The sequence below is a fragment of the Polycladomyces abyssicola genome (assembly GCF_018326425.1).
Taxonomy (GTDB): domain Bacteria; phylum Bacillota; class Bacilli; order Thermoactinomycetales; family JIR-001; genus Polycladomyces; species Polycladomyces abyssicola.
In genome coordinates, this window is the sequence record NZ_AP024601.1 from 2,783,577 (window position 1) to 2,801,798 (window position 18,222).

17 protein-coding genes and 2 pseudogenes are annotated in these 18,222 nt (G+C 52.4%); 3 read left to right on the forward strand and 16 right to left on the reverse strand.

The window, feature by feature from the left end; all coding sequences use genetic code 11:
- Positions 1 to 15: 15 nt before the first annotated feature.
- From KI215_RS13880 to KI215_RS13935, 13 genes and pseudogenes are all read right to left on the reverse strand, one after another.
- The gene (locus KI215_RS13880) at positions 16 to 792 is read right to left on the reverse strand and encodes an ABC transporter permease subunit (RefSeq protein ID WP_212773291.1); all 777 of its coding nucleotides are present in this window, start codon (positions 790 to 792) and stop codon (positions 16 to 18) included.
- Positions 758 to 1,939, reverse strand: a complete 1,182-nt coding sequence (gene ssuD / locus KI215_RS13885; RefSeq protein ID WP_212773292.1) for an FMNH2-dependent alkanesulfonate monooxygenase — start codon at positions 1,937 to 1,939, stop codon at positions 758 to 760. Before ssuD ends, KI215_RS13880 begins: the two co-directional genes overlap by 35 nt.
- A complete protein-coding gene (locus KI215_RS13890) occupies positions 1,936 to 2,949 on the reverse strand; it encodes a sulfonate ABC transporter substrate-binding protein (RefSeq protein WP_212773293.1) in 1,014 nt (337 codons plus the stop codon). The genes ssuD and KI215_RS13890 overlap by 4 nt, the downstream gene beginning before the upstream one ends.
- A gap of 108 nt (positions 2,950 to 3,057) precedes the next feature.
- Entirely contained in the window at positions 3,058 to 3,246 is a 189-nt protein-coding gene (locus KI215_RS13895) for a YezD family protein (RefSeq protein ID WP_212773294.1), read from the reverse strand.
- A gap of 91 nt (positions 3,247 to 3,337) precedes the next feature.
- On the reverse strand, positions 3,338 to 4,222 hold the full coding sequence (locus KI215_RS13900; protein WP_212773295.1) for a sulfite exporter TauE/SafE family protein: 885 nt from the start codon (positions 4,220 to 4,222) through the stop codon (positions 3,338 to 3,340).
- A 318-nt stretch (positions 4,223 to 4,540) separates the two neighbouring features.
- The gene (locus tag KI215_RS13905) at positions 4,541 to 5,452 is read right to left on the reverse strand and encodes a DMT family transporter (RefSeq protein WP_212773296.1); all 912 of its coding nucleotides are present in this window, start codon (positions 5,450 to 5,452) and stop codon (positions 4,541 to 4,543) included.
- Positions 5,453 to 5,973: 521 nt separating this feature from the next.
- A pseudogene (locus KI215_RS16380) lies at positions 5,974 to 6,021 on the reverse strand (hypothetical protein); the annotation flags it as partial.
- A gap of 217 nt (positions 6,022 to 6,238) precedes the next feature.
- Positions 6,239 to 7,312, reverse strand: a complete 1,074-nt coding sequence (gene mtnA / locus KI215_RS13910; protein ID WP_246512128.1) for an S-methyl-5-thioribose-1-phosphate isomerase — start codon at positions 7,310 to 7,312, stop codon at positions 6,239 to 6,241.
- Position 7,313: 1 nt separating this feature from the next.
- Positions 7,314 to 8,534: an S-methyl-5-thioribose kinase gene (mtnK, locus tag KI215_RS13915; protein WP_212773297.1), complete on the reverse strand. Its 1,221-nt coding sequence runs from the start codon at positions 8,532 to 8,534 to the stop codon at positions 7,314 to 7,316.
- Between the two features lie 195 nt (positions 8,535 to 8,729).
- Positions 8,730 to 9,269, reverse strand: coding sequence for a 1,2-dihydroxy-3-keto-5-methylthiopentene dioxygenase (locus tag KI215_RS13920; RefSeq protein WP_212773298.1), 540 nt, complete (start codon positions 9,267 to 9,269; stop codon positions 8,730 to 8,732).
- 84 nt (positions 9,270 to 9,353) lie between these two features.
- Complete coding sequence (mtnB, locus tag KI215_RS13925; RefSeq protein WP_212775211.1) at positions 9,354 to 9,932, reverse strand: methylthioribulose 1-phosphate dehydratase; 579 nt, start codon at positions 9,930 to 9,932, stop codon at positions 9,354 to 9,356.
- 100 nt (positions 9,933 to 10,032) lie between these two features.
- Positions 10,033 to 10,704: a 2-hydroxy-3-keto-5-methylthiopentenyl-1-phosphate phosphatase gene (locus tag KI215_RS13930; protein ID WP_212773299.1), complete on the reverse strand. Its 672-nt coding sequence runs from the start codon at positions 10,702 to 10,704 to the stop codon at positions 10,033 to 10,035.
- Complete coding sequence (locus KI215_RS13935) at positions 10,701 to 11,921, reverse strand: 2,3-diketo-5-methylthiopentyl-1-phosphate enolase (RefSeq protein WP_212773300.1); 1,221 nt, start codon at positions 11,919 to 11,921, stop codon at positions 10,701 to 10,703. Before KI215_RS13935 ends, KI215_RS13930 begins: the two co-directional genes overlap by 4 nt.
- 446 nt (positions 11,922 to 12,367) lie before the next feature.
- Between KI215_RS13935 and KI215_RS13940 the strand changes: the two genes are divergently transcribed.
- Both KI215_RS13940 and KI215_RS13945 read left to right on the forward strand, forming a co-directional pair.
- Positions 12,368 to 13,180: a calponin homology domain-containing protein gene (locus KI215_RS13940; RefSeq protein ID WP_212773301.1), complete on the forward strand. Its 813-nt coding sequence runs from the start codon at positions 12,368 to 12,370 to the stop codon at positions 13,178 to 13,180.
- 218 nt (positions 13,181 to 13,398) lie between these two features.
- A pseudogene (locus KI215_RS13945) lies at positions 13,399 to 13,541 on the forward strand (NucA/NucB deoxyribonuclease domain-containing protein); the annotation flags it as partial.
- 122 nt (positions 13,542 to 13,663) lie between these two features.
- Here the strand turns inward: KI215_RS13945 and KI215_RS13950 are convergent.
- From KI215_RS13950 to KI215_RS13960, 3 genes are all read right to left on the reverse strand, one after another.
- Positions 13,664 to 13,927 (reverse strand): hypothetical protein, encoded by a 264-nt coding sequence (locus KI215_RS13950; RefSeq protein ID WP_212773302.1) that lies wholly within the window; start codon positions 13,925 to 13,927, stop codon positions 13,664 to 13,666.
- 798 nt (positions 13,928 to 14,725) lie between these two features.
- On the reverse strand, positions 14,726 to 15,493 hold the full coding sequence (locus KI215_RS13955) for a sporulation protein (RefSeq protein ID WP_212773303.1): 768 nt from the start codon (positions 15,491 to 15,493) through the stop codon (positions 14,726 to 14,728).
- 181 nt (positions 15,494 to 15,674) lie between these two features.
- The gene (locus KI215_RS13960; protein WP_212773304.1) at positions 15,675 to 16,448 is read right to left on the reverse strand and encodes a sporulation protein; all 774 of its coding nucleotides are present in this window, start codon (positions 16,446 to 16,448) and stop codon (positions 15,675 to 15,677) included.
- A gap of 226 nt (positions 16,449 to 16,674) precedes the next feature.
- Here KI215_RS13960 and KI215_RS13965 point away from each other — a divergent pair, with 226 nt between their 5' ends.
- On the forward strand, positions 16,675 to 18,093 hold the full coding sequence (locus KI215_RS13965; protein ID WP_212773305.1) for a branched-chain amino acid transporter BcaP: 1,419 nt from the start codon (positions 16,675 to 16,677) through the stop codon (positions 18,091 to 18,093).
- Positions 18,094 to 18,222 lie beyond the last annotated feature (129 nt).

An 18,222-nucleotide genomic window follows, 5' to 3' on the forward strand; every position in this document is an offset into this window, starting at 1 on the left:
TCCCCTCTCCCTCAGTTATCGGCTGACCCGCCAACGCAGGCAACGGCGCTCCAGTCCCTTGGCCAGCACATCGGCCAGCTTGCCGAGCAATGCGTACAGCAAAATGCTCAACACCACCACGTCCATCTGCATAAATTCCCGAGCGTTCATCGCCATATACCCGATGCCGGTATCGGAAGAGACGGTTTCCGCTACGATCAGGGTCAACCACATGATCCCGAGGGAATACCTTAACCCCACCAAAATGGAGGGCATCGCACCCGGCAACATCACCTTCCGAAAGAGCATCCATCCCCGAAGGCCGTAAACTTTCCCCATTTCGACGAGTCCGGGGTCGACAGAACGAATCCCGTGAAAAGTGTTCAGGTAAATCGGGAAAAACACACCCAGCGCAACGAGAAACAGTTTGACTTCCTCCCCGATACCGAACCACAATATCGCCAGTGGAATCAAGGCAAGGTGCGGGATATTGCGGAGCATCTGGACGGTGGTGTCCAACAGCCGCTCCGCAACAGGAAAAAGGCCGTTCAAAAAGCCCAACACCAATCCGATGCTGCCCCCAATCACCAGCCCCCACAATGCACGAGAGGTACTATCTCCGATATACCGAAACAGTTCACCCGATTCGGCCAAGCGAATGGCTGCCAGTACCACATCAGTCGGCTCGGGCAGTGTTCGCGTGGAAATCCACCCGATAATCCCCAACCATTGCCACACAATCACCAATACGATGGGAACACTCCAGGGAATCAACGGTTTAACCGTTTTTCGCAGTGAATAGCTGTTGATCATCAGCAAACACTCCTTTCCGCTCTTTTGGAAAGTGGTCGTTGGCCACAATCTCTCCAAACGGGCTGAGGAAATGTTGCTTTGGAGCGGAAGGGGTATGCTGTAGGCGCAGTTCTGGGAAGAGCAGTTCCGCCACCCGATACGCCTCTTCCAAATGAGGGTATCCCGACAAAATGAATGTATCGATTCCCAATGCGGCATATTCCCTCATCCGTTCCGCCACCGTACGCGGATCACCGACGAGCGCGGTGCCAGCGCCACCCCGGACCAGACCAACCCCGGCCCATAGATTGGGACTCACCTCCAAATCCTTTCTCGTGAACCCGTTCAGTTGCGACATGCGCTGCTGTCCGACAGAATCGTAACGGGAAAGGACCCGTTTCGAGGCTTGGATCACTTCGTCATCCACATACCGGATCAAGCGATTGGCGGCCTCCCAGGCTTCCTGTTCCGTTTCCCGTACGATCACGTGCAGGCGGATGCCAAATCGCACCGTCCTTCCGTGTTCTTCGGCCAGTTTGCGTACTTGTTTTATCTTTTGAGCCACTTGAGCCGGCGGTTCCCCCCAAGTGAGGTAAACATCCACATGTTTGGCCGCCACTTTTAACGCCGCCGGAGAAGAGCCGCCGAAGTACAGGGGGGGATAAGGGGTTTGCACCGGCGGGAAAAGCAACTTGCCGCCCCGGATATCCAGATGACGCCCCCGGAAATCGACCTCTTTGCCTTGCATCTCTTCCCGCCAAACGGTCAGGAACTCATCGGTCAATTCATAACGCGTATCGTGATCCAGGTGAATGCCATCCCCCGCCAGCTCAACAGGATCGCCTCCCGTCACCACGTTGATGAGCAGGCGTCCCCCGGACAGGCGGTCAAAGGTGGCAGCCATGCGCGCCGCTGCAGACGGGGACATGAGGCCAGGCCGAACCGCAACCAGAAAACGCATGCGCTGGGTGACGGACAACAGAGAAGAAGCAACCACCCACGCGTCTTCGCAGGATCGCCCCGTGGGCAGAAGTGCACCTTCGTATCCCAGGTGGTCCACCGCCTGGGCCAGTTGTTTCATATACGAATGGTCAACGGCACGCCCCCCCTTTGCGGTTCCCAGGTAACGGCTGTCTCCATGCGTGGGAATAAACCAAAAGATGTTCATCGGTTCTCCGTCCTTTCCTGTTTGGTTTTGACCCGATTACCGTTCCAGACCGCTTTTTCGACCTGAATTCTTTCGGGGATCAAACCCACATGATAGAAGGAATCTGCGATCCGCTGCTGTTCCCGAATGATACCTTCGTCCATCGGTTGCAGCCCGTATTTCGATCGTGTGATGGCCTTCTTCACCGCCCCCACGTCCATCCCGATCTGCTTGGAGAGCAGTTTCGCCGTATCATCGGGATGTTGGTTGAACCAATCGGTTGTTTTTTCTACTTCTTCCAATATGGTGCGGACGATATCACCGTGTTCCTTTGCGTAGGTATCGGAGGCGAGTATGAATTCCCGGTTTGTCGTATAGCCGCGACCGTCAGTGATCGTTCGGGCACCCAATTCCTTCTCCGCCGCAGAATAATACGGATCCCAAATCACCCAAGCATCCACGCTTTTTCTGGTAAAGGCCGCTCTGGCATCCGCGGGGGGGAGATAGACAGGTTGGATGTCTTTATACTTCAACCCCGCCTTGTCTAATGCTTGCAACAAGAGATCGTGAACATTGGAGCCTTTGTTCAGTGCCACTTTCTTCCCTTTCAGATCCTTGACACTCTTGATCGGGGAATCTTTGGGTACCACGATGGCCTCATTCTCGGGTTTGGGCGTACCGGCACCGACATACACCAGTGGCGTCTTCGCTGCCTGGGCGAAAATCGGCGGTGTGTTGCCCGTATGGCCGATATCGATACTGCCGACATTCATCGCCTCCAAGAGCTGCGGACCCGCAGGAAAATGGACCCACTCCACCTTGACTCCCCTGGATTTCAGACGCTTCTCCAGGGTTCCGCGAGCTTTCAGGATGCTGAGGGTTCCGAACTTCTGGTAACCGATCCGCACCACCTTCCCATCAGCTTCAGAAGCACCTGCATTGCAGCCTCCCAACACCCCTCCAGCCAGTAAGCAAATGGATAAAGCAATCACCGTCGAGATAAGCCGTTTCCATTTGAAAAAACCCAGCATTTCCTATCACCTCGTTCGCATGATAAGCAAAAAAGGCCCCATTCCCCCTATTTCAGGGAGAGTGGAGCCTCCGGTTGTCCGGTCGGCCTGATATCGATTATGCATTCGTTACTGCTGTTGCTGTCCTTTCACCGATCGGCTTGCCGCTCGGGTAGACTTTTCCAGAGGGATGCGATATTTCTCAGTTCTGTCGATCTGAACGATTTGTGAGTCGTGAACAGTGATCACTACGGAGCCGTATTGCATTCCTCTCAACGCTTTAAGAATACGCTCAACCTGTTCGGTAGACGGATTCATCTGGAATGAAGCCCCCTTTTGGGAAGTTCACGAAGATTGCGGAAAAAATGATCATCCTCTTGATCCAAGGATGAAACGGCGAATGACGACGTTATTTCGACAGGGATACCCATTTTTGCCCCACCCTTCGCCACACGACCAGCAGAATGCTGCCCACCCACAACAGGGTCAAAGCACTGTAGATGGCGGTATGCCAAGTAGAAGGAATCCAGTCAAGCGTCTTCAACAAAGTTTTGGCATTGGTGATGATGATCAATCCCCCGACCAAAACACCCAACAGGTGGGAAGGAATGATCCGAACCAGCCAAGCGGCAATGGGAGCGGCGAATATTCCTCCAATCATCAGCGCCGCAACCCATGTCCAGCTGATATTGGACCAGCCTATGGAGATCAGGAAGCCGAGAGTGGCGGAAACGGCGACCGCGAATTCGCTCGTATCCACCGAACCCACCACTTTTCTGGGTTCCAACCCCTTCCGGCTGAGCAGGATCGGCGTCGTCAGCGGTCCCCATCCCCCGCCACCGGTGGAATCGACGAACCCTGCAATCAGGCCCAACGGGATGAGAAAACGCTTGGAAATGGTACTCTCTTTCCGCTCAGTGCCATTCCCGTTTCCGAACAAAAACCGTCCTAGTACGTAAAAGCCGAGAATAAACAGAAAAGCAGCCACGTACGGTTTTACCTGATCACCCGGCAGATTGCTGAGGAAACAAGCACCGATGAATGCGCCGATCGAACCTGGAATAACCAAACGTATGACGACAGTCCGATCCACATTGCCGAACCGGATATGAGAGGCTCCCGAAGCAGCCGTGGTGATCACTTCCGCCATATGAACAGAGGCGGAGGCTACCGCAGGTGCGATACCAAACAAAAACAACAGGGATGTGGAAGTGACACCGTAAGCCATTCCCAATGCACCGTCAACCAGTTGTGCAGCAAACCCAATCAATGCCAGGACAATCAATCTCTGCATGCCCATCTTCCTCCTGATGTTATTTGATCATGTTGAGCAGAATAGTCGGCTTTTCAACACTAGTGCATGATATGACGAAATAGGGCTCATTGTTCGAAATTTTGTTATCCATCCCGATCTCGGCTGATCACGTTCTGTATGTAAATTATCTTATTCCGATAAAATTACTTGGTTTATTGAAACACATATTACTATCCGATTATTCAAATGTCAATAATGGGGTCATTAATTGAAATTTTCTGTTAAATTCACGACACCTATTTTTAACAATAGAAAAAACGGCGGGACCAGCAACCATCCCGCCGCAACTACATGTTGTCACGTTTTCATTTTGTCAGCAATGGTCGAATCGTTTGATTTCGCCTCTTTTTTCGCGGTCAAAAACATGGAACACAGCAGTATGACCGCACCCAACCATCCGCTGAAGGACAGCCGTTCTCCCAGCAGCGTGATGGCCAACAGCGTAGCGGTCAACGGCTCCGCCAATGACCAAATGGATGCTGATGTTGCTGTAACGTAACGCATACCGTGGATAAACAGCACATAAGCCATGGCCGTCGGGACCCAGCCCAGATAAACGAGCAGCAACCATCCCTGCCAAGGAAGCACCGGCCAACTGAGCACCGGAATCGACAGGATTGCGCCGATCGAAAAAGCTACTCCGATCACCAACAACGGAGGTACGTCCCCAACCAATCGCTTGCTGATCAACGTATAGCCACCGTAACAGGCCGCTGCCGCCAATGCCAGCAGGTTACCCTGCCACAGGCGCGGTTCGGTCAATCCCTGCAGGCTGTGGAGCCCGATCAACATGCTCGTGCCGATCACGCCCAATACCAATGCCCAACCGGTGGTTGAGGTCCAACGCTCCTTGAGCCACCAACTCGCCACCACACTGACCATCAGTGGTGCCGTGCAAACGGTGAGCAGGGTAGCCGTCGACACCATGGTCTGGCCCACCGCGGAAAAATAGCACGCCTGATACCCTGCAACCCCCACTCCGAACAACACCAACCAAAGCCAGGAACGACTTGTGAGCCTTCCGATACTCCCCGTGCGGACGCTCTCCTGCCATGTCGCTGCCAATAACACCGGTGCGCTGAACAGTAAACGAAACGCCCCGATCGTCAACGGATCTGTTCCATAATTTGTCGTCAGCACTTTGGCTGTCATTCCAGCCGTCCCCCATAATACGGCCGCTGCTACTACTCCCCACATACCAATTCTCATTCCGGACCCCTCCCGATTCAGTTTGTTCACCGTCGGGCGGGTCAACTTGCGCTCCCGCCCGTGTCAGGAAACGGGAACGCGACGGGGAGGGGGCAACACACCCTTCCATGCCATGTTCGTTCCTCCTCTCAATTGGTAACTAGGACGCGCCTAATAGATCAATGGTTCAACGGCTATACTCTGGGGAACCTTCTTTCCCGAATCGTCCCCAGTGGTGAAGTCACGCTTTTGGGAAAGGGTTCCCTCCATCTCATCCCTTGTCAGACACGCCCTCATCTGCCAGACAGGCTGCTTACCGCAGACACCGCTTCAGCATTTGCGTCCAACTTTCCGTCAAATAGGGGCAATCGCCAATTCGACCCATTCCGCCCGATCGGGAGAGGCACTGAATACCAATCATTGTATTTGACGATACCAACCGGTACCCCCAACTCCTTGATCCGACACACGCGTTCGGGGACGCCCCACAACCTGGCCGGCTTCCAACACGGCATACAGCGGTTGGGAGACTTGCACCACGCCTCCCCTATTCGGTATACGTTATCGATACACTCGTTATGTTCATTCAAACCGGTGGCGGTAAAAAACGCCCCGTAGTAATTCCAATAACATCAGTTCCCGTCACCACTCGGCATCATAATCCGCCGGCTCCGATTTCCTGTCTCCGCGTCTGGTTAAAGCGAAGCGTACTTTGCCCGCATTCCGTGCTCCACGGTTCGGAGCGGCCAGACCAGCTTCCTTGCTGGGCGCAGGTGGAGCGATCCGGAAAGGGAACAGACCACACCCTCACCCCTGCGAACGTTGAACCGCTTCTTGCAAACCAGGTCCAAAAGGCGGACGAATCACGCCGTGCTCGGTGATAATCGCAGTGACGAGCTCGGCCGGGGTGACATCGAATGCTGGGTTGTACACCTGAACCCCCTCCGGAGCGGTCACAGCACCGAATCCCCGGGTGACTTCTTCGGCAGGTCGCTCCTCAATCGGGATGTCCGCCCCCGTTGCCGTCTGCAAATCGATGGAAGACGTCGGTGCAGCCACATAGAAGGGGATCCCATGTGCTTTTGCCAACACAGCCAGTCCATAAGTACCAATTTTGTTGGCCACATCTCCGTTGGCAGCAACGCGGTCCGTTCCCACGATCACCGCCTGCACCCATCCCTTCTGCATCACAGCGGCGGCCATGTTGTCACAGATCAGTGTGACGTCAATGCCCGCCTGCTGCAACTCGTATGCGGTCAGCCTGGCGCCCTGCAGAACCGGACGCGTCTCGTCGGCAAATACGCGGAGATGCCATCCCCGTTCCTTCGCCAGATACAATGGTGCCAACGCCGTTCCGTAGGCTGCCGTGGCCAATCCGCCCGCGTTGCAATGCGTCAGCACGCCCATCCCGTCTTCCAACAAGGTGAGCAAATGCTCACCGATCTTCCTGCACATGTCTGCATCTTCCCGTTGGATCTCGTGCGCTTCCGCCAATAAAGCGGCCTTCAGCTCAGAAACTGGGCGCTCCTTCAGCGTTTCCAACCGTCTCCGGATTCGTTCCAGCGCCCAAGCGAGGTTGACCGCAGTGGGCCGGGCGGAGCGAAGATTTTCCCCCACCCGGCGCAAGGTGGACCAAAATCGGCCTGCATCCACATCCGGGATATCCTTTACTCCCAGATACATCCCGAACGCCGCCGCCGTCCCGATCGCCGGCGCCCCTCTAACCGCCAGTTTCACGATTGCTTCCCGCACTTCCTCAGGTGTCGTCAGCTCCAAATAGACCGTCTCTGTGGGCAAGCGCCGTTGATCCAGCAGCAGGAGCCGATCTTCCCGCCAAACAACGGAACGCGGGTGCGGAATTTTTTCCATCGAGACCGTCATATCATTTCACCACCTTCTCTTTGGCTACTTCCCGGACCCATGCCGTCAGCTGTCCGATCGTCTCCAGCGTCTTCCGCCGATTGATCAATGCCTGACCGATGTGGAGAGCCAACACTTCCGCCTCCGCGCGAACCTGCGGATCTTCGATGGTCTCCAGGTCAGCTACTGGGGCCAACCCGATCACCCTGCGCAACATCTTGCAACCGGCGAAACCGGCACTGTCTTGGAGCACACGGGAGAGGAAGCGTTCCCAGTATCCCGGTACGCGCCACATCTCATCCTTGACGTGCTCCTGCCACAAAGCGGAGAATTGTTCCTCAAATCTGTTCCAGATGGTTTCAATCGTTTCCAACAACCATTCTTGATAGGCGATTCGGACTTCTCTGTCCACTGTATGCCCCTCGTGGGAAGCATAGGACAACAACAGGTTGGCAAACAATGCACCGATGTCAAAGCCCATCGGCCCATAATAGGCGAATTCCGGATCAATTACCTTGGTACTCGTCTCCGTCACCATAATGGAACCAGTATGTAAATCACCGTGTACCAACGCTTGCGCCTGCGTCATGAACGCCTCTTTCAGTTCGGCGATTTCCCGCTTGAGCGCATCATCCCGCCAAATCGCCTCCACCTCGTCCCTGATCAACGGGTTGAACGAGTTGGTTTCTGCATCGTAATAGGGATCGGTAAAGACCAATCCTTCGGTGATGTCGCACATTTGCGGGTTGAGAAACCGGCGCACCCACTCTTTTTTCTCCTGACGGTCTACATAGAAATCGGAGGTGAAAAAGAGCGTCCGGGCCAGAAACCGGGCCATGTGCTCAGCGAAATACGGATATTGTTGACGAGCGATCAACCCTTTTCGCATCACGATGTGATCGGTCAGATCTTCCATGATAGTCAGAGCCAGGTCAGGATCATACCTGTACACCCGGGGAACCAAACCCTCCGCCAGTTTCGCCTGTACCTGCAACGCTTCGGATTCGATGCGCGCCCGGTCCAACGTAAGCGGCCATGATTCGCCGACCACGCGGGCATAAGGGAGTGCCTGTTTGAGAATGACTCCCTTTTCCCGGCCTTCCTCCCGAATGTGGAACACGAGATTCAGATTGCCGTCCCCGATTTCCCTGCTGGTCAATACAGCCCCTTCGGAAAACAGCCCCGGAACGGATCGCGCGTATTGAACCGCTTCAGCTTCCGTCAGCGGATGGTAATTTGACATATCCCCTCTCCTCCCTCGCAATCGTTTTGCTTTAACCAATTGAAAATTCGGTTTACGATGAGGCATCTGGCCACAGGATTGCCCAACCCAGCCGCTCATCACCATGCGGAAAGCCGTCTCCGCTCCGTATCTGTTCATCAGACTTAGGTTAGGAGACGGCTTCCGTTCCTCATAAGCCAACTCCACCTATGGCTCTTATGGTTGAAATGCCGGGTCTTCCACCGGATGGGCCACCCAACCCGACGGATCGATAAACAAGCGGATGGCCACCACACGCCGGTTCTCCATCAGCGTAAAGAAATGCGGTGTGTTCACCGGAACCGAGATGACGTCACCGGCGGACAGTTCAACATCGAAATAGCCCGTTTCCTCTTTGCCCTTGATCGTGAAAATGCCATTGCCGGCAGCGATGGCCCGTACTTCATCCTCCGTGTGAACATGAACCTGCTCAAATTTCTTCAGCAACTCGTCCAGGTTGGGCGTTTCCGGTGACAGCGCCACCACATCCCACTTCACATAGCCGTTTCGCTCGGCCAATGACCGGATATCCTCATCGTACGCCCGCAAAATCTCCTCTTTTTCCTCATCGGTCAGGACAAATTTGTCTCTCAGCTTTTCCGGCAGTTTTTCCGTGTCCCAATGTTCATACAACACACCTTGCTCTTCCAAAAATGCGCGAACGTTTGCCTCTCCTTCGATCCGCTCTCCCGTATTTCGAATGCGAATGCTGGCCATCGTTATCGCTCCTTTCACATTGAATATCAACAAAAAAATCCATGCCAAATGATTGCGAAACTCATCTCCTGCTCTACTAGGAACTTACCCACTCATCAATAAACGCCGCTTGATTTCATACTCAAACAGAAACTCCCAAGCTTCCAAATGGCGTAAAGCGGAAAATGCATCATCCCCCCAGGCGTAAATCCCGTGATTTCGGATCAACACGCCCCGGTTGTCCCAGGCCGCCACCCGTTCCACAGCGGCCGCCAATGCGGGGATATGAGCGTGGTTGGGCACAATCGGTACCGTGACGCTGGCACCTTCCTCCCAATGTCCCAAAGCTTTGATCAGTTCATGATTGGTAAAGGTGACGGCAGCGTTGTCACCGTACAACTCGGAAACCAAGTTGTTGGAGACAGTGTGAACGTGAAACACCGCTCCACACTCGGGAAACTTCCGATACAGCGCCGTATGAACCGCCGTCTCCGCAGAAGGCTTCAGTTCGGTGGGTGCCACCGGAACACCATTTTCATCCACCAGCAAAAAATCCTCCGGGGTGTGAACCGCCTTATCTTTGCCGCTGGCGGTGATGGCGATCACCGATGCCCCGCCATACGTCACTTTGACGGACAGATTGCCGCTCGTGGCGGGAAACCAACCGCGTTCGGCCAAGCGCATTTTGATCCGCCGCAAGGTATCAAATGCCTGTTGCACGGATTCGAGCGGAACTTCAATCCCCCGATTGCTTGTTTGGTTCACTGTCACGTAGTCTTCCTCCTCACTTCACACCAACCGGGGAGCTCAACCGGTCGATACAATCGTAGAAGGTATCGAACGACGCATGCGGGAGGTTCAGCTCCCGGCATTTCTCCAGCAGGTAGTCTCGCGCCAGCACCCAATCGGCCAACCGGGACCCGGCCAAATCGGTGACGCTGTCGCCGATCACGATTTTTTCGTATCGCTCCGAAGAAAAGGAACGAATGATACTGGTTTTGCACATGCCGCAGTCATTGTCACAGTGCTCGTCACAAGAATGCGGCCACAGGATTTGAATCGTCTCTCCCGAAAAGTCGCTGGCGTTGCAGTAAATGTCGTCACGGGGTATGTCGAATTTGGACAAAATCGGATAGACGAAAAAATCGATTCCCCCGCTGGTGATCAGCAGGCGAATATCCCGCTCGCGACAAAATGCCAGGAACTCCTCAAATCCCGGACGGATCTCAGCCTGTTCCAGGACATAGGAGACGATTTCCTCCCTCCGGGCGGACGGGAGCAGTGAAAACAGCTGTCCCACGCCCTGGCGAACACTGATCCGTCGCGACAGGATGTCATCCACGATGCGCTTCCAGCCGGGTGGATCGAAGTGTTTCATGATCTGCACGATGTTGTCGTTGGTCGTAATCGTGCCGTCAAAGTCGCAAAAAATGACGCGTTTGCGCTCATGCGTCACGCTTTCACCACTCCCCACGCATCAATAGCCTTGCGGAGTGCCGCCGACGTTTCCGCTTTTTCCTCCAACGTCACACCGGACACCACCGCCTCGATGGCATCGACAAAAGCGCGACCGCCCTGCGTTGAGCCGTCCGGATGTCCGTGAATACCGCCTCCGGCATTGACAATTGCGTCCCTGCCGAAATCGCGGTACAGCACGGGTACCAACCCCGGATGGATTCCGGCCGAGGGGGCGGGGAATGCCGGTCGGTGTACCCCGTTGTTCTCCCGCAAATGCTGCGCCACTTTGAGTGCTTCTTTTCTCGGCATGGCCACACTGCCGTACGGTGACGGATACAGCACGATATCCGCCCCCGCCCAGCGCAGGAGTTTGCCCAACAGCAATGCGGCGGACAGACCGTGATCGGGAGATGCGTAGATGGCACCAGTAAACGCCGGATGCGCCATGATCGGAACGGGGATGTCCGGGTCCTCCGCCAACCGATGCAGCACATCCCATCCGTACGGCGCCACGTTGAGCAGCAGGCAGGAAGCGCCGGCTTCGACCAATCGCTTAGCCCGATCGGGCAATTGCGTGACAGGACCAGTCAGATTGACCGCATACAACACTTTCTTTCCGGTCTGCTCTTCCCAAACACGGTTGCGCCGTTCAAACGCCCTGACCCGCTCCCCCACCGGAGCCAAATCATCCCGGAAAAATATTTCATCATCTTTGACCAGATCGACGCCGCCTTCTATTTGCTTTTGGTACTCCGTTTCCAACTCGTCAAGGGGAAGACCGATACATTGCTTGAAAATGCTCATCAACAGCGGCCGGTCGTGTACACCCAAACGCTCGCGAATGCCCTCGATCCCAAACCGCGGTCCCGGAAAACGGGACAAAAATTCCTCCGGCAATTGCAGATCGATCAGTTTGATTTTGCCGTCCATTGACAATTTACCGAATACGGTCGTTAACACGGCCGGCAGATCAGCTGTCAGATTGCGCATCGGATACCCGATGGTGATTCGACCGCGAGGCGAACCGTCGTCAGCCGGCTCCAGACGAACTACTTCCTCCACCTTACCCAAATACGGGGCCATCTGCTCCTGCTTTTCCCGAGGCAACCCAGTCCATGTTCCCACCGTCAATCCGACAGCGATGCCGCGGGCTTTCTTTTCCAAGTCCGATGCCCCTTCTATGAGATACGTTGCATATATGTAACCGGAGTCCATCGGTTCACCGCCTTCCCACCATCATTGATTCGTATGCGACGTTCCTTTTTGAAATGAAAATCAAGAGTGCATTGTATCTTTTTTCATGCAATTATGCAACAGCTTCCCCTCTAATGTAAAGCACGATTTTGCAAAGATGATGACGCTTTTTCGACTAATTTCGTGTAAAAAGGTTGGAATACATGGGTTTACACGAAACAGCGGTGGTCTTCAATCGGTTGTGGTACAATGAGACATGACATGTCCTACCAAAGGACGTGAGCCGTCACCCGCCATCGACTCCATTCTGAGGATACGAAACGTCTGCAAACCGTTCGATCAGTCAGATCACGTGCCTTTTTCCCTACCTTCTGTTTCTTAACACGCCAAAGTTGCTAGAGGGAAAAAGACCGCTCTTTCCTCAGACCCTGGCATGTCCACACTCCCAGTGAGAAAGGAGAAGGATAATGGGACTGGATGCTGTCGTGTATTGTACCTGTTTCCGGGAGGGGGTCACCGAACCACCGCCGGAAACGATTCGTACCTACATCGTGACGGATGAGGAAGGATACCCCGATCTCGACTTTCCGATGGAAGACGAACGGTTTGACGAATATCTGGCCATGTTTGACGAATGGTTGGGATCGTGTTGTCCACATCCCAACTTATGGTATGCAGATGAACGGATCACCGATTGGGAAGGATACACTCGTTTTTTACAAGTGTTGGAGCAGGCTGGTTGGCAACGTTTCCCCGCACTGTACGAGGCACTCCCCTCCGGTAACGAGGGGCGAACGGACGCTGCACTGGCTCGCAGGGCCTTGGAAGAACTGCATGATGTTCGTGAGGGAACCGATTTGGGAACAGGAGTCCATCTCTTGGACGGAGAAACGGGGGAAATGCTCTATCTGCACACCTCCGATGCGGTCAGTTTTCTCGGCTGGAACGTACAAGATCGTACCGCCATCGGATTGGATGAAGAAGGATTTTTCGTGGGTAAACTGGCGGAGCGGGATCTAAAGGTGGAAGAAATCCTGTTTCGGTCCATCCACTTCGAACAGATAAGAAAATCCAATGGAAGGGCCGTTTTGTTTCAGGATCTCCGTTCCGGTACCCGCATCTTGTCCAACCTGTCCATCCAGGATGGGGAACGGCTGCCCCGATTGCTGCAAGTGGAGAAACGACAGATATCGGGGAAAGACTTCGACTACATCCTTCAACCGCTGATCAATGTGTTTCAGGCATCTGTGGAAACCGGCAATCCCGTGATTTGGGGATAAGAAAAAGGACCGCTGTCACGCGGTCCTTTGTATTATTTGAAATCACTTTGGACTGTATGAGCACCTGAGAAGTAATCATCACTTCCAAAATAAAGTGATTCTTCATTGGACACGATTCGGGTGGTTATATAAAGGTTGTTACCGTTTACACATGATTATTTTACAGCTAGTATCATGGGTAAGGTGTTGAATTTTTAGATGATGTAGCGGAAACAGAGCCAATGGCTATGTGTTTGAAGGCGGTGTAGGTGCCGAGGTTCGGTACATCTCCCCATCGGATAACCGAGGAGCCGGTGCCTGGGTAAGCAACCAACTTGAGGATTATCCGGACGGTACTCGGGTAAAATTTATTGTTCAATGAAAAGAAGAAAACTACCCGATAAGGGTAGCTTTTCGTGTGTTCCGGGTAACAGAATGGGCAAGTTTCATCAGAAATTCAGTTCGCTAAGGTGTCACCGAAAAGAACGACTTTTGAAATGCTTTCTAGATTATTCCTTGTTTTATAGGTTTTATAAGAAAGATTAGAATGGCAATAACTACAAAGATGGCTGCAACAATAAGCAATGATTTTTTTTCTTTTTCTTCCATAAAATAATCTATCCAATATCTAATAGCTGCTAATATATACGTTACTCCTAAAAAGTAGTCATACCAAGATGGTGTAGTGTTAGTAATACCAAAATAAATGTAAGACAAGAAAAGGGGTAAAAAGAGCCAATCAATGATTGTTTTTATTTTTTTTACCATAGATAAGTTCCCCCTGTTACCATACGCCTATAAGGGCGTTGTCTTAATTTAATCTACTCTTACCACGCTTACAACCAGGCGTGAACCATGATCATACGTTTTCCCCGCTTTACGTACCACATCCAGAAGAAACAGACAAAAACCCAGCATAAAAGCTGGGCAAAGTCCACAAAGTAGCTGATGGGGTTTTCTAATTCCACCAAAGCATACATAATCCATATATCGCCATAAAGAGGAAGAAGAGGCCCAACGTAAAACGATTAATGACAAGAAATGATGCTACAGTAGAAATAATTGCATCAACAATAATATGATTCTCAAGTATTTTCGGTTTCCATCTCAACACCCAAGATAAAATTACCCCAGCAGTTCCAAGTAAGAGAAGAAATAATCCTAGCAATATTTTCAAAGTCCTTCCCCCTAGAAGCTCTCTTCCAATATATGAGATGATTTTACAAAAATCATTTCCCGAAACAGAAAGATCATTTCTTTTCATAAAATCACCCAAAGTGTAGCACAATCCGTTACTTTTTTCTCCCTACCTTTTCTTCCAATCAACTGGTAAAGTAGTTAGTTATCTTATTAATGCGAAAATTTCTACCTATATTAAAAATAGTAAATTGGATCTTCATGCATCACACTGATGACGCCAAAACGGCGACGACAGCGACTGCAATCAACAGTCAAAGGCGCTGATTTTCCACCCAAATTGCCGTGGAAGACAGCGCCTCGGAGAAATCATATGTTTGACTCAATCTGAGAGAGATCACATACGCAAAACCGGTTGGATGCTTACCTTTAGACCTGCAGCCCTTTTAAATGGCGTTTCAAATGAGCTCGAATCGTTTCCGCCGCCGACTTCCGTGTTGCCAGTTGTTCCTGAGTAAACACAAAAGAACCGGAAGACTCGTCTAAGTTGAAGAAGTCAGCCAGATCCCCACCTTCACCTGCAAACTGTCCGTCGAACTCAAAAAAGCCACGCAGTTCTTTTTTCGATTTGACCGTATCATACCAGAAGATGATTTCATCCGCCTGACCTTTAAGCCAATCGGTCGGACGGAATTGGAACATTTGCAAATACTCGTCCTCTTTCCCGGACAATCCTTCCCATTTCAGCTCCATTCCCAGTTCGTACATGCCTTCAAGGAATTGCTCGATCGGCCCGGCCGGTTTAATTTTGATAAAGTCCCGATCCTTGGCGTCGATCCCGTTGTCGATTTCCAGATTGGACACAAAGTAATATTTTGTATTGATTGAGGAAATCGGCAAGGTGTACGGACATACGAATGAGAACGGAAATTTCATCTCCACACCCGGACGCAAGGTGAATTCCTCGTCGGTCACTTCGATAGTGCAAACGGTTTCTTCCATTTCCTGCGCTGTTTTGGCGTGATGGGATATCAAACGCAGATCGACGGACAGCCCTTCAATCTCCTGCTCCACATTTCCGCCGTAGACATACAGTTGACCCGTCACTTTTTCGCCCATAATGACTTCATCGCGATCGAGCACGAGGTCGATGCGTGCGGAGCCGATTCCGAGCGATGCAAGCAATGTCTTGAACAATGACAATTCCTCCTTTTCCATGTCTTACGATTCAAATAATAGCACACCCGCATTTTGGGGGCATCAGATATACATTAAGAATTTTTGAGGATTCAACCTCACTCGATCCGGAGGACTTTTCAAAGGTTCTTACAGAATTCAGGCCACCCTTCTCTCACATTAGCAAATGACCAGACACACCCTATCCGATCAGTCCCTGTGCATGCCGTTCGATGAATCGTTTGATCGTGTCCGCAGCCCGTTCGACACTGGCCAACTCCGCCGCCTCAAAACGGAAAAACCCCTTTTTCTCGTCCAGATCCAGTTGATCGGCGAGCATACCGATCAAGCCGTGCGTCTTCTTATCCAGCTCAAAGTGCCCTTCGATCCGCTCTTGCGTGCGAGCCGGTGAGTATGAAAACACCACTTCATCAAATTGACCCCGCATCCAGTCGGTCGGTTGAAACTGGATGAATTGCACGCCGCCGTTCCTGATGCCGGTGTATCCCTCTGAGATGGGGATGAAGCCCAATCGCTGAAACCCTTCCAACAAGTTGCGCAACAACCCTTGCGGTCGGACGACGACCGCATCCCGGTCCTTGGCATCGACACCTGCCACTATCGCCAGATTGCTGCGAAAATCATAACGCGTACGTACCAAGGACACCGGCAAATACGCGGGACATACGAACGAGAAGGAAAATTCCTGTACCTCTCCGGAATGGATGGTAAAAGCATCCATTGTCACAGGGATTGTGGATACTGTATCATCTACATATATCGTTTGATCACCGCGTTGAAACGCTGAAGTCACATGAAATTCGACCGTCAATTTTTCAATTTTCTGTTCAACGTTCCCACCTGTCAGCACCAACTTGCCGTTGACGGGTTGCCCCATGGTGACGGTGTCATCATCAAGGATCAGATCAATCTTGGCAGCGCCCACTCCCAATGAAGCAAGCAAGGTTTTGAACATACACAATTGCCTCCTTTATTCCGATCATACAAAAAATCGTAACATATCGTCTTCGCTATGTCGCTGTTTCAACCGAAAATGGGGGATCTTTTTTCCATACGAATAACCGGATATTTTTGGCATCAAAATTGACTGATAATTCTAAAGGGATAAACTTTATTGACGTCGAATAATCATGTGGCGAGCGTTTTCATTCGCACATGTTTCTTTTCAAGGGGGGTCTTACATGAGTCTTTTTCGCAAAAAAAGCATTCCTGATCTAATCAAAACCACGCAACAAGGTCGAACCCTGCGCAAGGAACTCAATGCATGGGATCTAACCCTACTCGGCATCGGCGCCATCATCGGCACGGGGATTTTCGTGCTGACTGGTGAAGGTGCACTCAAAGCAGGGCCGGGACTGATCCTTTCTTTTGTCGTCGCCGGTCTGGCTTGTGCATTCGCTGCACTGTCCTACGCGGAGTTTGCCTCGACCGTACCGGTGTCCGGTTCCGTCTACACCTACAGCTACGCCATCATGGGCGAATTTTGGGCGTGGATCATCGGTTGGGACCTGATTCTGGAATATCTTTTGGCCGTCAGTGCGGTTTCGGCCGGTTGGTCGGGATATTTTCAATCTCTGCTTGAGGGGTTTGGTATCCACTTGCCGACAGTGTTGACTGCAGCACCGGGAGCCGTTCCCGGAAAGACAACGCTGTTCAACCTGCCCGCCTTTTTGATCGTCATGTTGCTCACGTTCTTGCTGGCGCGCGGGATTCGGGAGTCCAAACGGGCCAACAACGTGATGGTGGTCCTGAAAGTGGCGGTGGTTCTTGCCTTTATCTTCGTCGGTGTGTGGTATGTGAAACCCGCCCACTGGCAACCGTTTACCCCATTCGGCTGGGATGGCATTTTCAACGCAGCGGCACTGGTCTTCTTCGCGTATCTCGGATTTGACGCCGTCAGTACTGCGGCCGAAGAAACGCGGAATCCCGGCCGTGACCTGCCGCGCGGGATCTTGTATTCGCTGGGAATCTGCACCCTGCTGTACGTGGTGGTCAGCGGAATCTTGACCGGTATCGTGCGTTATCCAGAATTCAAAGGGTATGAAGACCGTCCGGTCGCGCTGGCACTGCAGACGGTTGGGCAAAACTGGTTCGCAGGTTTCATCAGCCTCGGTGCCATTCTCGGGATGACCACCGTGATGCTGGTGATGTTGTACGGACAGACACGGGTCATTTTCGCCATGTCCAGGGACGGTCTGTTGCCAAGAGGGTTCTCCACCGTACACGAAAAATTCCGCACACCATTCGGTGCGACCTGGATTTCGGGAACTGTTGCAGCGTTGATTGGTGCGCTGGTTCCCCTGGGAGACATCGCGGAATTGGTCAACATGGGTACCCTGGCTGCCTTCGTCATGATTTCGATCGCCGTCATCATCCTGCGCAAAACGCAACCGGATCTGCCTCGTGCGTTCCGTTGCCCGGCCGTGCCGTGGATTCCGCTCTTGGCGATCCTCTTCTGTGTATTACTGTTGGCGCATCTACCCCTAATCACCTGGATCCGATTCGCCATCTGGCTGGCCATCGGTTTTGCGATTTACTTCACTTATTCCCGTAAGCGCTCCTCGTTGAACACGCAATCGACGATCCATCTCGATCAGTGATCTCCACTATGTCCCAAAGCCTCGGTTTTCAACCGGGGCTTTTTTCTTGTTTTTTCCTTTGCATTTTAATGCCCCAACGCGTTAATATATAGGACATGTGGAATGATGGCTACTCTGAACTGAATTGCG

Bases quoted from the DNA above. Each gene is read 5' to 3' on its own strand.
- KI215_RS13920 (WP_212773298.1), bottom strand. From the start codon at position 9,269: ATGGCCAGCATTCGCATTCGAAATACGGGAGAGCGGATCGAAGGAGAG.
- KI215_RS13940 (WP_212773301.1), top strand. From the start codon at position 12,368: ATGGGACTGGATGCTGTCGTGTATTGTACCTGTTTCCGGGAGGGGGTC.
- KI215_RS13935 (WP_212773300.1), bottom strand. From the start codon at position 11,921: ATGGACTCCGGTTACATATATGCAACGTATCTCATAGAAGGGGCATCG.
- KI215_RS13880 (WP_212773291.1), bottom strand. From the start codon at position 792: ATGATCAACAGCTATTCACTGCGAAAAACGGTTAAACCGTTGATTCCC.
- KI215_RS13890 (WP_212773293.1), bottom strand. From the start codon at position 2,949: ATGCTGGGTTTTTTCAAATGGAAACGGCTTATCTCGACGGTGATTGCT.
- KI215_RS13965 (WP_212773305.1), top strand. From the start codon at position 16,675: ATGAGTCTTTTTCGCAAAAAAAGCATTCCTGATCTAATCAAAACCACG.
- KI215_RS13895 (WP_212773294.1), bottom strand. From the start codon at position 3,246: ATGAATCCGTCTACCGAACAGGTTGAGCGTATTCTTAAAGCGTTGAGA.
- mtnB (WP_212775211.1), bottom strand. From the start codon at position 9,932: ATGCGCTTGGCCGAACGCGGTTGGTTTCCCGCCACGAGCGGCAATCTG.
- ssuD (WP_212773292.1), bottom strand. From the start codon at position 1,939: ATGAACATCTTTTGGTTTATTCCCACGCATGGAGACAGCCGTTACCTG.
- KI215_RS13905 (WP_212773296.1), bottom strand. From the start codon at position 5,452: ATGAGAATTGGTATGTGGGGAGTAGTAGCAGCGGCCGTATTATGGGGG.
- KI215_RS13900 (WP_212773295.1), bottom strand. From the start codon at position 4,222: ATGCAGAGATTGATTGTCCTGGCATTGATTGGGTTTGCTGCACAACTG.
- mtnK (WP_212773297.1), bottom strand. From the start codon at position 8,534: ATGTCAAATTACCATCCGCTGACGGAAGCTGAAGCGGTTCAATACGCG.
- mtnA (WP_246512128.1), bottom strand. From the start codon at position 7,312: ATGACGGTCTCGATGGAAAAAATTCCGCACCCGCGTTCCGTTGTTTGG.
- KI215_RS13950 (WP_212773302.1), bottom strand. From the start codon at position 13,927: ATGGTAAAAAAAATAAAAACAATCATTGATTGGCTCTTTTTACCCCTT.
- KI215_RS13960 (WP_212773304.1), bottom strand. From the start codon at position 16,448: ATGTTCAAAACCTTGCTTGCTTCATTGGGAGTGGGCGCTGCCAAGATT.